Annotated in this window: 15 protein-coding genes; 13 read left to right on the top strand and 2 right to left on the bottom strand. The window is 43.5% G+C overall.

Features of this window, described 5'->3' with window-relative positions; genetic code table 11:
- Positions 1-156: 156 nt before the first annotated feature.
- Positions 157-1389 (bottom strand): DUF3391 domain-containing protein, encoded by a 1233-nt coding sequence (locus H7844_05065; GenBank protein MEO5356652.1) that lies wholly within the window; start codon positions 1387-1389, stop codon positions 157-159.
- A gap of 198 nt (positions 1390-1587) precedes the next feature.
- Between H7844_05065 and H7844_05070 the strand changes: the two genes are divergently transcribed.
- The 12 genes from H7844_05070 (at position 1588) to H7844_05125 (ending at position 13181) form a co-directional block, all read left to right on the top strand.
- Entirely contained in the window at positions 1588-1851 is a 264-nt protein-coding gene (locus tag H7844_05070; protein ID MEO5356653.1) for a hypothetical protein, read from the top strand.
- Positions 1852-1983: 132 nt separating this feature from the next.
- Positions 1984-6357, top strand: a complete 4374-nt coding sequence (locus tag H7844_05075) for a hypothetical protein (protein ID MEO5356654.1) — start codon at positions 1984-1986, stop codon at positions 6355-6357.
- Complete coding sequence (locus tag H7844_05080) at positions 6354-6956, top strand: prepilin-type N-terminal cleavage/methylation domain-containing protein (protein ID MEO5356655.1); 603 nt, start codon at positions 6354-6356, stop codon at positions 6954-6956. Before H7844_05075 ends, H7844_05080 begins: the two co-directional genes overlap by 4 nt.
- Positions 6931-7365, top strand: coding sequence for a prepilin-type N-terminal cleavage/methylation domain-containing protein (locus tag H7844_05085; GenBank protein ID MEO5356656.1), 435 nt, complete (start codon positions 6931-6933; stop codon positions 7363-7365). Before H7844_05080 ends, H7844_05085 begins: the two co-directional genes overlap by 26 nt.
- A gap of 87 nt (positions 7366-7452) precedes the next feature.
- Positions 7453-7614 carry a hypothetical protein gene (locus tag H7844_05090; GenBank protein ID MEO5356657.1) on the top strand — a complete coding sequence of 54 codons (162 nt, stop codon included), beginning with the start codon at positions 7453-7455 and terminating at the stop codon, positions 7612-7614.
- Entirely contained in the window at positions 7611-8825 is a 1215-nt protein-coding gene (locus H7844_05095; protein MEO5356658.1) for a prepilin-type N-terminal cleavage/methylation domain-containing protein, read from the top strand. The genes H7844_05090 and H7844_05095 overlap by 4 nt, the downstream gene beginning before the upstream one ends.
- Before the next feature lie 13 nt (positions 8826-8838).
- Complete coding sequence (locus tag H7844_05100) at positions 8839-9381, top strand: hypothetical protein (GenBank protein MEO5356659.1); 543 nt, start codon at positions 8839-8841, stop codon at positions 9379-9381.
- A 63-nt stretch (positions 9382-9444) separates the two neighbouring features.
- Positions 9445-10755, top strand: coding sequence for a tetratricopeptide repeat protein (locus H7844_05105; GenBank protein MEO5356660.1), 1311 nt, complete (start codon positions 9445-9447; stop codon positions 10753-10755).
- Between the two features lie 87 nt (positions 10756-10842).
- Positions 10843-11226, top strand: a complete 384-nt coding sequence (locus H7844_05110) for a hypothetical protein (GenBank protein ID MEO5356661.1) — start codon at positions 10843-10845, stop codon at positions 11224-11226.
- Positions 11227-11244: 18 nt separating this feature from the next.
- The gene (locus tag H7844_05115) at positions 11245-11760 is read left to right on the top strand and encodes a cob(I)yrinic acid a,c-diamide adenosyltransferase (protein ID MEO5356662.1); all 516 of its coding nucleotides are present in this window, start codon (positions 11245-11247) and stop codon (positions 11758-11760) included.
- Positions 11760-12545, top strand: coding sequence for an HD domain-containing protein (locus H7844_05120; protein ID MEO5356663.1), 786 nt, complete (start codon positions 11760-11762; stop codon positions 12543-12545). The genes H7844_05115 and H7844_05120 overlap by 1 nt, the downstream gene beginning before the upstream one ends.
- 54 nt (positions 12546-12599) lie before the next feature.
- Positions 12600-13181 carry an NAD(P)H-dependent oxidoreductase gene (locus H7844_05125; GenBank protein MEO5356664.1) on the top strand — a complete coding sequence of 194 codons (582 nt, stop codon included), beginning with the start codon at positions 12600-12602 and terminating at the stop codon, positions 13179-13181.
- Between the two features lie 59 nt (positions 13182-13240).
- On the opposite strand, the gene H7844_05130 is transcribed toward H7844_05125, so the two are convergent.
- Positions 13241-14668 carry a DEAD/DEAH box helicase gene (locus H7844_05130; GenBank protein ID MEO5356665.1) on the bottom strand — a complete coding sequence of 476 codons (1428 nt, stop codon included), beginning with the start codon at positions 14666-14668 and terminating at the stop codon, positions 13241-13243.
- Positions 14669-14717: 49 nt separating this feature from the next.
- On the opposite strand from H7844_05130, the gene H7844_05135 reads away from it, so the two are divergent.
- On the top strand, positions 14718-15497 hold the full coding sequence (locus H7844_05135; protein ID MEO5356666.1) for an alpha/beta hydrolase: 780 nt from the start codon (positions 14718-14720) through the stop codon (positions 15495-15497).
- Positions 15498-15825 lie beyond the last annotated feature (328 nt).

Raw genomic sequence — 15825 nt, forward strand, 5'->3', positions numbered from 1 at the left:
AAGACCATCAGTGGCCTGCGCTCCTTACAGCCCTCTGAAACGAGTTTACAAATAAAAATGCAATATAAATCCGAAATTTTGCCCATGAAATATATTATACCAAAACCATATTAAAATAAAAAGTGCCTGTATTAAGAAACTTCATGGAAAATGAAATCAATCGGCTATAGAGCCGAGAATTTTAACCAAATTGATATAATATAGGTTGTCAAAATCATCAAGTTGTTTTCTTATAATGGAGAGAGCCTCAAATGGGGAAAACGCTTTTTTATACGGTCGGGCGGTAGTCAGGGCATCATAAGTGTCAATTAAAGAGACCAATCTGCCCACAGGGTGAATCTGACCATCTGCAAGTCCTCTCGGATAACCTTTCCCGCTTAACTTTTCATGGTGTTCCATAACAGGATGGTAGATTTCCCTAAGAAGTATCTTCTGACCGGATAGTATCTTTTGTGCCATCAGCACGTGTTGTTTCATAACTGTAAATTCACTCTCAGTCAGCATTGATGGTTTATTTAAAATCTCTACGGGGATCAAACTTTTCCCTATATCGTGCAGAAGCGCACCTATGCCTATAGAGGGTATTTCGTTTTCCGGAAACATCTTTAAAGACAGAGCCAACCCCACAGTGAGTACGCATACGTTTACCGAATGAGTGTATGTGTAGTAGTCATACTTATTTATTGTCAGCAAATCACTTATAACCAAGCCGTTTTTCTCTATTATATCTACAATCTCTTCAACCGCCCCCCTGCACTCTTTTAATTTTTCCCCGCTTCTGGGCTCATCCAAAAGTTCCTGCACTAATATCTTTGAGTTCTCACGCACGATAATCTGTTTTAAGTGTTTAAATCTTTCCGGTTCCTGCAATGACTTAACTCTGAACAAATCATTCAGATAGTTTTTGTACTTGCGGTTAGATGCCTTCTCTATTACTATGTCACCCTCCGCCGAGACAATAGAATCTGTTATTTCTATATCTGTATTCTCATATTTCTGTAAAAGAACCACACCGAGATTTTTTTTTAAATAAAGTGAGAAATCAACAAAAGACCCCTTAATCAAAGTATTTCTGTCTATCTGAGTAAAAAGGTTAATATTGTGGTAATATTTTGTCAACTCTTCTTTAGTGTAAAGTGAAGGTTGAGTGCAGGCGTCTTCGGGTTTAGCTTCAAATTCAGGTGGAATGTCGGCAATTTCACGGAAATCACCGAATTTTTCCGTATCTATATAAACGTATTTAAGGCCGAGCTCTTTTAATTGACTTATTTGTTTTAGGTTTCTGACACTAAAGTGGTGAAACAAAAAAGGTGTCTTAATCCAGTCCTCTTGTACTCCGTCAATATACATTCCAACGGACAGCTCATCAATGGGGATTTTCTGTTTCATTGCCCCCACCTCCTGACAATATTATAACATAAAAACAGGATGAAGTTTATTTAGCTCTCTGTTACCCTTATAAGAATCATGCCGGCAAATTTGTACTATTGACATACAACATCAAGCTGCATTACTATACTCAGCATGTAATTGCACATAATTTCTCCATATGTGAGAACATTTATTATCAACAACAGGGGGTAAGCAGTGAAAAAAATAACGGTTATTCTGTTTCTTACTGCATTTGTTATGGCAAGTGGCCTTGCGTTTGGTGATGCGGATGATACTAAATGGATTGCCCAGTGTATTAAGGACAATAAGGGTGAAGGTGCAAAAGAAGAGGTTGTCTATAAGTACTGTGAGTGTATGAACAGTAAGATGGACTCCAATGAAACACAATCCATTACCCAGTGGGAAAAATCACATCCTAAGGAAATGAAGGAGTGTGAAAAGAAAGCAGGCTGGAAGTAGTGAAGACTTAGCATCATCATAAAGTAAGTTATCAAAGAGGGGCTCTCAAAATGAAAGCCCCTCTTTTTCTTTTCATGATTTTTTCACGTTGATATGGTTTAATACTATCAGTTGTAAAAAAGGAGATAACTGTTGGTGATAACTGTTGCAAATAAGAGTTTCAGGAAGAAAAACACTGAAGAGATGGAAAAGACAATTATAGCCGGAAGTTTTTCTTTCCGGCATGGGGGAGACATGAAAAGAGCTTTTTTTATAACGGCAATATTGCTATCTTTTATGGTTGTATTACTTGCATATGATGTGAGGTCCTCATCTGCCGCTACCTGTTCCTCACAACCTGACCATTGGTGTTGTAGTTATCCCGAACTGAGTTATTGTTGCAGAAATACCGGAGGATATAACTGGTGCTCCGGTGTGCCAACACCCAGCACAACTACAACAACAGCGGCCACTACAACAACAACAGCGGCCACTACAACTGCTTCGACCACAACAACAGCCGGCACAACTACCACAACAGCGGTAACAACTCAGATGAATAACTTCTGCTCAACTCCGCCTTTCATCTCGGGCTCTGTAACACCCAATGTCATGATTCTGCTGGATAGTTCTATAAGCATGGGGTATGACGCCTATGTGGACAACACAACTTCAAACCTATGCACCAGTTCCTCAGCACCGTGCTACAGATTTACAGATATGGGAACGTATCCTACATATAAATACTATGGATATTTTGACCCGGACTTCTGGTACCAATATGATAATTCCACCAACAACGGCTATTTTTATCCTACAAACCCTAAGACAGGCAGTGGAATAGTTGGAGCGACAACAAAGGCAGCGAATGAGTGGGACGGTAGTTTTCTTAACTGGTTAACCATGCGTCGTGCTGATGTATTGAAAAAGGCTCTCACAGGCGGCAGATATGATACTGCAACAGTATCAGGCGGCTATAAGCGACTTATCGGTTTGAAAGATACCTACACCTATGCTTCATCCAAATACATACAAAGCGCTTCAGCATATGCTCCTTACAGCGGTGAGTTCTACGCAGAGAATCAAGCCCCGGGTGGTAGTGCCTGTCCATGGAATACCAGTGGCAGCACAGGAGAGGCGGGCTGTTTCCGCGTGTATCAGACAAACGGCGATTGTGGTTCATATGGCACCGGTTGTACTTCTGCTAATTTAAAAAAATCAAGTCCGGCTACTTATAATATAAGAGTGCGTGTTCCAGATGCCCAGGATGGACTTGTCCAGAAATTCGGCAGCAAGGTGCGGCTGGGTTATGCTCAATACTCCTCTACAAATAATGGAGCTAAAGTTTACAACAACGTTTCAACATCAAGTTATACTTCTGTAGCAGGTAATATTGACAACATGACCCCTACCACATCTACTCCCCTTGCAGAGTCCCTCTGGTCTGTTGTTGGTTATTTTGCGCAGGTGCAAACCCTTTCAGATACTTTAGCGACTGCAAGTGCGGGTGCAACCTCAACAAGAGGCCCGTTGTATAATACAGGGGATTATACAGCATCACCTGGAGGCACCTCCGATCCGTATTATAACTACACAAATGCACTGGGCAGCACAGTTTATGCACCCTGTGCCAAGAGCTTTGTGATACTGCTTACAGACGGAGAACCAACCAATGACGGAAGCCTCCCCACTACGCTTGGAACTAACGATTATGCCGGCGGCAAGTCTTCATTTAACTGCGTCAATTCTATTTCCCCCGGTACCTGCCCTTCAGTAACAGTGGGTTCAACAACATTTCCTGCATCAACTTTAACACCGGATTTGGCGGGCATGTCAGGCCGTACAGCCGGACTTGAGGATGTAGCGCTTTACATGCACACAAATGATTTAAGGAAAACAGCATGGAGCAATGCCGCCGGCACAGGTGATACAGACAACCAAACCCTTTCCTTGTTTACCGTTTTTGCTTTCGGCAACGGTTCAACATTTCTTAAATATGCAACCATCAACGGTTCATTCAAAGATTTAAACAATAATAACAGGCCGGATTTGCAGAGCGAATGGGACAGCGACAGTGACGGAGTACCGGATTATTATTTTGATGCCAGTGAGGGTGACGCCATTGAATCAGGCATTGAAAGCGCTTTCAACGTCATACTGTCAACTGCCGCCTCCGGTACATCCGCCTCTGTTTTGGCTAATAAGAGCAAACAGGGAGCAAACATTCTTCAGGCTGCTTTTTACCCTCAAAAACCTATTGCTAATGTTGATTTAACATGGATAGGGTATCTGCATAACCTCTGGCTATATAACTCATCCAGCTACCAAAATATAAGAGAGGAAACAGATGGGATATCATCAGGGGTCTATAAACTTAACTTGCAAACAGATAAAATAGTTGTTTTTAATTATACAAATGACGAGCTTACTATAGAGAGATACAGCGATAGTGACGGCAACGGTGCTGCAGACTCGTCAACCCCCGACAGTACGACAACCATGGATAGTTTAAAATCCATATGGGAGGCCGGTAAACTGCTCTTTAGCCGCACAGATAGTGAAACAGCAGCAGACAAGCGCATGATTTACGTATATGACAACTCAACCGTTACCGGCGCTACAAGCGCCCTGACTGAATTTACAACTACCAATAAATCTTTGTTTCAAAGCTATATGGGGTCATCCACCTCGTTAAACGGCACCTCGAATTTCAACGATGTTATCAAGTATATCAGAGGAACGGACAAAACCGGCCTGAGAAACCGTACGACTACAATAGACAGCACAGTAAACACATGGAAGCTTGGAGATATAATCTATTCAACCCCTGCACTTGAATCCTATGACAATGCCTCAACGGACTACACAGTCATATTTGCCGGGGCCAATGACGGTATGCTTCATGCTTTTAAACTGGGTAAACAGACAAAAAACAACCTTGGCTCCTATGATGTCGGCGCACTGGAGGGAACCAATCTCGGCTCTGAGCTATGGGCATTTATTCCCAGACATTCGCTGCCCTATTTACGCTATTTGGCGGACCCTAATTACTGCCACCTCTACTATGCAGATTTACAACCGTATATCTACAAACCGACTGCAGCCCAAAAAATACTGATAGGCGGCATGAGACTTGGAGGGGCCTGCGGTTGCCCCACCGGCACCAACTGCACAGATACGACGAAAGTTATAACGCAGCCGCCAATCGATACCTGCTCAAACCCTGCCGCCACCAACGGCTCCTGTATCGGTTTTTCATCGTACTTTGCGCTGGATATAACATATCCGGCGTCTCCAAAATTCTTGTGGGAGTTTTCACATCCACAATTGGGCTTTTCACTCTCCGGTCCGGCCATTGTTAAACGCTCTACAGGAACATTTGTGGTGTTCCTAAACGGACCTCAGATTAACCATGGAGATTATACCGGTTATTCCGATCAAAATCTTCAGATATTTGTATTAAAATTAAACTCAAACATGACAATAGATTCTACCTTTAACAGTAGCACCGGGTATTACATCAAAGATGTCGGCAGTGCTTTTGCAAACAGCTATGGCGGCAGACTGTTTACTACCGGAGTGGATTTCGGCGGCGATGGATATACGGACTTCCTTCCGTTTGGATATGTTCAAAACACAGGTATAACCACAGCCGATGCCAGTGGTCCAAAGAATAACTTAAAAGGCGGGGTTATGGGAATCAAGATTGCAGACAATCCAACCACATGGGGTTCATCCGGTACATGTTCCTCCACCTCCACTCAATGGGTGCTTTATGAAAATGCCGTCACTTTTGTAAACAGGCCGGTAACGTCAAAAGTTGTACTGGGTAAGTGCTTTGGCTCTTACTATATGTATTTTGGAACAGGCAGGTACATGACGGCAACAGAAACTTACGGAGCAAGTACCGCCAAAACTGACTACATATCTGCCTCTAAGTTCGATAACTGTGACAACTACGGCTGTTGCACCGGTACTTTTAACAGTCTGGCAAGTTTCGATAATCAAACATGTCCCGGAACACCGGGAGCAAAGTCCGGCTGGAAAAAGCAACTATGTATGTCCTCTGACAGCTCAAACCCTACGGCAACAGTAGCCGGTGATGATTCATCCATGAACTGTACACCAACTGTATCCGACTCCGATTACGGCACAAGTTATCTTTTTGAAAGAGATATCTCTGACCCCACATTGGATACGCCGCAGAACATAGTGATGTTTACCTCGACCCGGCCCTCAGCCGACCTTTGCGCCGTTGGTGGTAAATCTCGCGCATGGTCGCTTAACTGTGCAACAGGGCAGGCTACCACGGATTCAACCTGTTCCGGATACACAATTCCCAATGCTAAAGGTACCCTTTTCCTTCAGCTTTCCACAGCTCAGATTAAACAGTTGACACTTGGTACAACAAGCTTTAACCCTTCAGGCTACTCCGGCTGGTTTTCAGGTATAACTCCTGAATCGGCACCGCCGTTTGTTTCACCGGCGTCATCTAAAACAGGATTAATACACTGGATAGAACGATGAAAAAGCAGGGTTTTTCGGTTATAGAGGTCATTGTTGTGGTTGCTATAATGGGGATACTTATTACCCTGTTTGTAAACCAGTTTGCCGGAGCGAGGTCTAAAGTTTCGGTGGAGAGCAACATAAAACTCCTCTATGCCGACATAACAGAAATGAGACTCAAGGCAATGGCTGAAAATAAAGTATATGGAATAGCCTGGACTCTGTCAGCCAATAATGACTTCCAGAGTTATGAAATGCGCTCTGATTCAAACTCCGACAGCAGTATAATTGACAGCGGCGGCTATACAACAGTCAGAACCACAACCCTTGGGGATACCCGTCCTGTTGCGCCTCTTGATACGGCAATAACCAGTCTTACTTTTAACGACAAGGGCCTTGCCGTTACCACAGCTTTTACCAGTTCAACTTTTCAGCTCTCCAGCAGTTGCACCGACTGTGACAGCAGCGGCTATGCGGCTGACCGCTCTGCTAATTGTGACAACATAAATTATCCTGAGTATTCCTGTTTGACCGTCTCCAGCACGAGAATAAAAATAGGTAAGTGGTGTGATGCAAATTCTAACGGAGTGTTTAATGATGGCGAATGTACAATTAAATAAGGGTGGCGGCAATCATTTACAGAGGCCGGCAACTCCGGTAAACGGCTTTACTCTTGTAGAGGCGATGATGGCTATGCTTATTCTGACAGTCATACTACTCGGGCTTTTGCAGGCTATGATTTTTGCAGCGGACGCAACTATGAAAAACTCCCTCAGGGACACCGCTGTCAATGTTGCAAAAGAAGAGCTTGAAACACAGAGGACACTTGCAAAGAGTTCAGGCGTCTCCGCCGTTGTTACAAACTCAAACTACACGGTACAGAGAACAATCAAAAACTATACTTTTACTTACACTATAAACAGAACGGTTACTACTCAGGTTGACAGCAGACTGGTCAATATGACTGTGAGTTGGACATATAAGGGAGAAACCTTTACATATAACCCTCAGACTCTGATAAGCCCGTAATGATAATGATTAAAATGCTTATGAAGTTAACTCCCACTGAGGATTTTATGGGATACTGTGAAAGCAGAAATCCATTGCAGGAAAAACATGCCGAATTCCCGCCCGCAGGCGGCAATGACAAAAGAGTGGAGTTTTATGGAAATCTACATAGGGGTTTTGTCATTCCTGCGAAAGCAGGAAACCGGTTTTTTTTTCAGCGGAGTTAGCGACAAAAACAATATGATTGTGATAATAAGGATATGTCAATGAAAAAAAATGCATTTACTTTGGTTGAGCTTGTAGTGACGCTTTTTATTTTGTCGGCGATACTTGCTGCAACTTTTGCTACGTTTATAACACTTTCCAGAAGTTTTAAGGCGGAAACAAAGACCAGTGAAACGCAGATAGAAAGTGTTCTTGGTCTTGAGATACTCAGATATGATATTGAAATGGCAGGTTACGGACTTCCTCACAGCACTCTGGGAGTATCTACATGTTCTACAGGTTCACTTCCTGTGGCATACTCTGAGGCTCTAAGCAGTGCAAGCTATACAGACAGTTCAAGTTACACCCCAAATAAGTACACACCTGACCCCACATCGTTCAACGATTCAACCAATAGTTGTGAGCCGCGTGCCGTTGTTTTAAGCAATAATGGAAACACCGGTGGTGATGCCACAGCTGGAACGTTTGATGATTCCGATGTGCTTGTCATAAAGTCACTGGTTGTTTCACTAAGTGATGTTACCAGGAAGTACTCGATAAGGTATTATGATGTTGCCACCAGCTCATGGAAGAACAGAGCGTGGAGCTCAACAACAAGAGATTTTGTGGCAAACGACAAGGTGATAGTATTATCGTCGGGCACTGATGTAACCAGCAGTGACAGAGCTATGCAACAAATAGGTGCTACGTTTTATGCAAACATTGATAGTTGGCCTGTAACTACAACCCTGCCGAACTCAGGCACCTTAACCGATATTTTCCTGATTTATGGCCTTGAGACGGCAACAACTCCGCGCATGCCGTTTAACCGTGTGGATTATTACCTGCAGCGGGCAAATACCGGATTTCCAGGCAAGTGCCACCCTCAGTCATACACTCTATACAGGGGAGTGATAGCAAATGACTCTACCGCTTCCGGCGGCAAAAGAACCGAACAGCCGATCATGGACTGTGTAGTGGATTTTCAAGTGGGTTTAAATCTTGACACAGGGTGGGTAACCACCTCCGGTGCAGTAGGGTCCGTAACTGATTTGACCACTGCCTCTAACGTACGCTCCAAGGTAAAGCAAGTGAAAGTGGCCGTTTTAACACATGAAGGACAGTATGACAAAGATTTTTCATATGCTAATACCACTATCAACCTTGGAGATTCCACCTTTTCTATGAAGACATACGGTTTGACTAATCTGACTAATTATCAGAACTATAAGTGGAAGGTGCTGTTAATTGACGTAAAAACCGTTAACTTGCTCTAAGGGAGTTTTTTAAATGAAAAGCGAAAAAGGTTTTGCATTAGTTTTGACAATGTTGTTTGCAGTTATGGCTTTGGCCTTTACAGGGGCTTTGATGTTTATGACTATACAGGGGACCAAGGTTACCGGGTTATCTCAAAGATATGCAACAGCACTTGATGCCGGCAAGGGGGCTGCCGACATTGCGATGAATCTGGTTGTTCAATATACAGAGGGAACGCCGCCTAAAACCGCTCCCGACTATGGTACTGTTCAAAGTGCGGCATGCCTCACAGATAAACTTTCCAAATCAACGCTGAATACTTCCACGGGCGCATATCAGTGGTCAAATTGCTCAGGAACTCAAAGCGTGGTGACAAGTTCTGATGCAAAAACAAGTACTGATATTGTTGCAACTCTGGGGGATTACACAAGTTACACCAAAATTATCGATGTTCAAAATACAGACGATGGTACAGGCACAAAATATATGTACTACACTGTAGAGGTATGGACGGAGAAAACAGCTAACCCATCCGAGAACTCACAGATCAGTTTTCTTTACAGAGTTCAGCAGTAGGGTAAAGAAGGCTACAGGCGGTGATGTTGAGGGAATTTATAAAGAGCAAAAATGGAAAAAGATATGAAAGGAGAAGAAAAAAAGGCTGCAGAGATAAACCGCCACAATGCTGAGGAGCGTTTTAAATGCGGGAAAATCAACAGTGACAGTGGAATATATAATCAGGCTATTGCCGACTTCACAGCGGCGCTTGAGCTAAATCCGGGGTATGCCGAGGCGTACTTTTATCGCGGGTTAGCCTTTCATAAGAAAGGAGACTACAACCAGGCTATCGCTGACTTCACGGCGGCGGTTGAGTTAAATCCGGGGACTGTGGCGGCTTACATTGGCCGTGGGACTTCAATGTATGCAAAAGGAGACTATACCGGTGCTATCACCGATTACACAAAGGCTGTTGAAATAGCTCCAGGCAATATTAAAGCGTACTATAACCGCGGCAATTGCTATTATGAAATAAGGGAATATGACAAAGCTATAGCGGATTTCACAAAGGCTGTTGAGATAAACCCAAAAGTTGCGGAGCTTTATTATAATCGCGGAACTTCATATGCTAAAAACGGTGACTATGACATGGTTATTGTTGATTTCACTAAAGCAGTTGAGTTAAATCCAAGGTATGCTGAGGCATATTACAACCGCGGGTTGGCATGGTATAAAAAATGTGACTATGACCAGGCTGTAACTGATTTTACAAAGACAATTGAGATAAACCGTAACAGTGCCGATGTGTATTATAACCGAGGGTTGGCTTGGTATAAAAAGGGAGACTACAACAGGGCTGTAACTGATTACACAAAGGCTATTGAGATAAATCCACAATTTGCAGTGGCATACATTAACCGTGGTTTTTCCCACCATAAAAAGGGAGACTATGACCAGGCCATAGCTGATTATACAAAGGCTATCGAGATAAATCCGGGCAATGCCGATGTGTACTGTAATCGCGGGAAAATCTATGGTGATAGGAGAGCCTATGATCAGGCTATAGCGGACTTTACAAAAGCTATTGATATAGATCCCCGATATGCATTGGCATACTTTTACCGCGGGACGGCTTTTTATTTCGGCAAAGAAGACTATACGCAGGCTATAGCCGATTACACAAAGGCTGCACAGATAAATCCTGAGGATGCCAACGCCTACAATTATCGCGGGTTAGCCTGTCACAGAAAGGGAGACTACAACCAGGCTATAGCCGACTACACAAAGGCTGTTAAGATAACCCCACATGATGCCGATATATTTTATAACCGTGGAATTTCCCATAACGACAGCGGAGACTACGACAGTGCTGTTGCCGACTACATAACGGCTGCACGGCTTGGTAGCACCGATGCGCAAAACTTTTTACTCTCTAAAGGCATACAGTGGTAAAACGCCGAAATTAGTGTCTGAAACTAATTTTTGAGTTCCTGATTTCATTTATAAACGCTTTTGGGGTATAATAAACCTGTACATAATATGGAAGAGCCGCAAGACAGAGAAAAGAGTTTTTACCCGGATTACCTGACTGAGGTGTTAGCTGTGTTTCTTATCACAGTGTTATGTACTGTGGTTGCAGCTCTTGCATTTCCTAAAGAGCTGGGCAGGCAGATAAATTTTACCGCTCCTTTTAAACCCACCGCTGAGTGGTATTTTCACTGGCTCTTTGAGCTTCTGAAGTACTTTCCAGGCAGGAGTGCGTTTTTTGGCGCTGTGATGCTTCCTGTTACTTTTGCTGTCACTCTTATTATGGTGCCGTTTATCTCAAAGCTAAAAAATGGAAAACTTAAGGCAAATGTGGCTGTCGGAGTTCTTTATGCCTCATTTATAGTTTTTACGTTGCTTTCTTTACTAACCCGTTAAAGTGTAATAAAGGTATTGATGTTTAAAGGATACGTTGCAGTATATACAGGTAGTGGTAAGGGGAAAACAACTGCTGCCGTCGGCCAAGTGGTAAGAGCCATGGGAAGAGGTCTCAGGGTTTTTTTTGCACAATTTATAAAATCAAAGGACTCCGGAGAGTTAATCGCCTTCAGGGCATTTGGTGATTTAATCCGGTTTAAGCACTACGGCAGGGGGTTTGTTTTTGGAAACCCTACTCAAGAGGATATAGAGGCTGCACGGGAAGGTTTTAATGAGATAAAATCGGTGCTGCTAAGTGGACACTATCAGGTAGTGGTACTGGATGAAATAAATACCGCTGTATCGGCTGGACTCATCGAACCTGACGCCGTTATCTCATTAATACACAGTAAGCCTGAGAGCGTGGAGCTGATACTCACCGGCAGGGGAGCAGGGGAAGATGTGATAGCTTGCGCCGATTTGGTTACCGAGTGCAGGGAAATCAAACACTACTACAATAGTGCCGTAACCGCACGAGAAGGAATCGAGTATTGATGGCTTTAAACGCTGAAACATTACAAAGATATAAGCTCTGGTTTTCAAGCTATGTAAAATCTTTTTATTTTACAAACACTGACGATCAGAAAAACATTGACTTAAAGGAGATGCACTCCGGCGATGTTTGCAACATTATAACGGATATAGCCATGAGGCATTTTGATGCTGAAGATAAGATAGTTCTTGCCTCAGTTATAGGGCTTTTTCATGATGTCGGGAGGTTTCCGCAGTATGCTCGGTATAAAACCTTTAAAGATACCATATCGGTTAACCACGGGGCACTTGGGGCTGAGGTGTTAGCGTCTGAGGGAGTTTTGCATGGGCTTTCACCGGAAACTGTAGAAATTGTCCTTCAATCCGTTAAGTATCATAATGCCTATAGTATTCCAAACGGACTGAGTCCTGAAACGGAAATGTATCTTAAGATGATAAGAGATGCCGATAAACTTGGCATATGGCGGGTTTTTATAGAAATATTTAACCTCAACAAAGTGGAGAGAGCTTCTGCTGTTCTGCTGGGATTACCTGTAAAGGATGGGTATTCAGAGAAAATTTTCAAAGCAGTCAGTACAGGTAACCTGGCTAAACTTAAGGATGTTGAATGTGAAAATGACTATAAACTTCTAATGCTTACGTGGATATTTGATTTGAATTTTCACAGCTCTTATTCTCTCTTACTGGAAAGACAGTACATAGATGCATTGGTGGACACTTTACCTGACACCGTGGAAATAAACAGTTTAAGGCGGATTCTTAGAGATTATTGCAATGCACGGAGTTAGTGCTTTTAGTTTATTAATGATATGTTCTAAAATAGCTGTAGAGGGGGAAGAATAATGAAAATATTATTGGTATATAGCCATCCAAATCCGGGTAGTTTCAACCATGCTATAAAGGAAACGCTGAGCTCTGAGCTGAGTGCTTCAGGGCATGACGTTAAAACAAGGGATTTATATTCAATAGGTTTTGACCCTGTGCTCAGGTCAACTGATTTCTTATTGGCGGCGCAGGGTAAAGTGGCTGATGACGTCAAGCTTGAACAGGATTTCATTGTATGGTCTGATGTGGTTATTTTTATTCATCCGGTGTGGTGGGCTTCCCTTCCTGCTATATTAAAGGGATACATTGACAGGGTGTTTAACTATGGTTTTGCCTACATGATAGATGAAAAAGGAGTGCGGGGGCTTCTAAAGGGGAAAAAAGCTCTGATTTTATCCACAACCGGTGCCGATGACAAAACATATGCAGCCACCGGTATGTTTAAAAGCATTACACAAACGGTAGATGACGGAATCTTTGCTTTTTGTGGATTTGATGTAATTGAGCATAAGTTTTTTACTTCCGTACCGTATGTTTCCTCTGACGACAGAAGTAAAATGCTTGAGCAGGCTGCGGCTATAGCACGGCAGCTAAGGTAATACAGACTGGTATAATAAGAGAGCATGAAAGCTAAGCGGCGGCCTGAATGTGAGACTTTCTAAAGGCCGTCCCGTCTGCTTCGCTTCGGCGGGGATTTCTTATATGTCTTTTGTGAGTAAGCGGCTTTATTTTTTCTGTATCTTTGTAGTAAATCCGCCACCTCTCTGGTTGACAGACCGATTCTGTTGGGGCCTGCCACCTGTTTTCTCTCTAAAAGCATCGAAATGGCTCTACATGCTATCTGAGTGGCATCCATATCCTCAGTGAGGGATTGATATACCTCCACGGCATCCTCATGAATTTCCTCATGAATAAGTTTGCGCGCAAACTCGGCGTAATGTTTTTTCTTAGCCTGAGAAATTGTGGGTATTTCCTCACACAGAATAGGGGCGCCTGAGAAATCCATTATCCGTTTTAATTCTTTAAATTCAAGCGGTGTAACTAAAGTAATGGCAATACCTTTTTTGCCGGCACGTCCGGTGCGTCCAATCCTGTGCACGTAACTGCCCGGCTCAAATGGAATATGATAGTTAAACACGTGGGAAACATCGGTTATATCCAAACCTCTTGCCGCCACATCGGTGGCAATCAGAATATACGTCTGTCCTCTTCTAAAAGACGCCAACACCTCGTTTCTCTGGTTCTGTTCCATATCGCCGTGAAGTGCTCTGGTAGGATAGCCTCTTGAGATAAGGGTATTTGAAAGCATTTCTGTTTCCTTTTTAGTACGGCAAAAAATAAGGCTTTTAGGTGGGGCCTCTGTCTCAATTAGTCTGACAAGTGCCTCCTCACGTTCCTTTTCACCTATTACATAGTATCTATGAATAACTTCTGCGGCGGTAGCCAGATTTTTGGGTGTAACGTCAACCGTGACCGGCTCTGTCAGAATGTTTCTTGCAAGAGCCTGTATTTCTCTGGGCATTGTGGCGGAAAAAAGCATTGTCTGCCGCTTTTTGGGTAAGAATTCAAAGATGGACTCAATATCTTCGATAAAGCCCATGTCAAGCATCTCATCGGCCTCATCCAGGACTACGATGGAGGGTGCAAATTTTTTAAGCCGTTTGGACCTGAGGTGGTCAAGAAGCCTGCCGGGGGTAGCCGCCACAACCTGGACTCCTTTGTTTATAAGGTCAACCTGTCTGCCGATAGACTGTCCACCATAAACAGCGGCAGTGCGGATATCAAAATAGCGGCCTAACCGGTACAACTCGTCACTTACCTGTGAGGCCAGCTCTCTGGTGGGAAGCATAATTAGAACTTCAACCGATCCCGTATGTTTAACATTGTGCATAGCGGGAAGTCCAAAGGCGGCGGTTTTACCTGTTCCGGTCTGTGCCCTCGCAATAATATCCTTACCCGCTAATACAAAGGGGATTGCCTGCTGTTGAATTGGGCTGGGTACTTTGAAACCTGCCTCATACACACCTTTAAGAATCTCAGGCCTTAAGCCGAAGTGCTCGAAATTGTCTATTGCTGTTTCTTCCATCTTCCAACTATTATTATATACTAAGTAATTAGAAAAAAGCGAGGGGTAAATGAAAAAAAATAATTTATATTTTATACACGGTGCAAATTGTGGATCATGGGTGTGGGAGGGCTTCAGTGAATTCTTTAAAATCAGGGGGTTTAACTCTCTGACGCCGGACTTACGCCTACACGGCGTAAATCCTCACGATAAGCCTGCACAAGGGATAGCAGCCCTTAGTCTGCGTGATTACGTTTCAGATATATGTAATGAGCTATCAGCGCTTGATGATAAGGCGGTGCTTATAGGGCATTCGATGGGGGGGCTGCTTGCGCAGTTAGCAGCGCAAAGTGTGCCTGTGCGGGCGCTTGTGTTGATAGAGCCGGCGCCGCCTGCCGGGTTATATCCTAAAAAGGCGGCTGTGATTCAGGGGATTTTTGCGCTTTTACGGTATGGCCTTTTCTGGAAAGTGCCGGTACGACCCTCATTTGCACAAGCTGTGGTGACGTCGTTACACAATTTGCCGCCTCAGAGACAACATGAGGTGCACAGCAGGTTTGTGTATGAGTCGGGGCGGGCGCTTTCTGAAATAGGGTTTTCAGTATTAGACCGGAAAAAAGCCGCTTATGTTGATGAAAAAAGGATAACATCTCCTGTGCTTGTCATAGCCGGTGGTATGGACAGGATTATCAGCCCTAAATTAGCACTTGCCATTTCCAGTAAATATAAAAACTGTACTTATAAAGAGTTCCCTGAACACGCCCACTGGATTATACAGGAGCAGGGATGGGAAAACGTGGCTGAATACATCTTTCAATGGCTTGATACCAGGTTGCATTCATTCGATTAACTTTGTTGGCTTCGTAGAAAGCTCCGGGGACGTCTCCCCTAAAGCAACCGTGATGTCAAGTAAAATTTTTAAAAATGGTTCTTTCACGTTTTGAGTGGGTAAAAGAAAGAATAAGCCCCCGTCGCCTACACTATACATAGCCGCAAGGTAGGGGATGTCACCCGCAGGGGCGTAACGCTGTGGAGCAGTTTTGCGAAAGCAAAACTTGACCTCCACGTTTACCTGTAGGCTACTGTGTCTAAGGCGACAGAGGTTACTTCTTACTTTGCTACCCACTCGATCCGCTAAAGAGACTTTTTTTGCTTAACCTCTCCGCTAATTTCTTACT

The sequence above is a fragment of the Nitrospirae bacterium YQR-1 genome (assembly GCA_039908095.1).
Taxonomy (GTDB): domain Bacteria; phylum Nitrospirota; class Thermodesulfovibrionia; order Thermodesulfovibrionales; family Magnetobacteriaceae; genus Magnetomonas.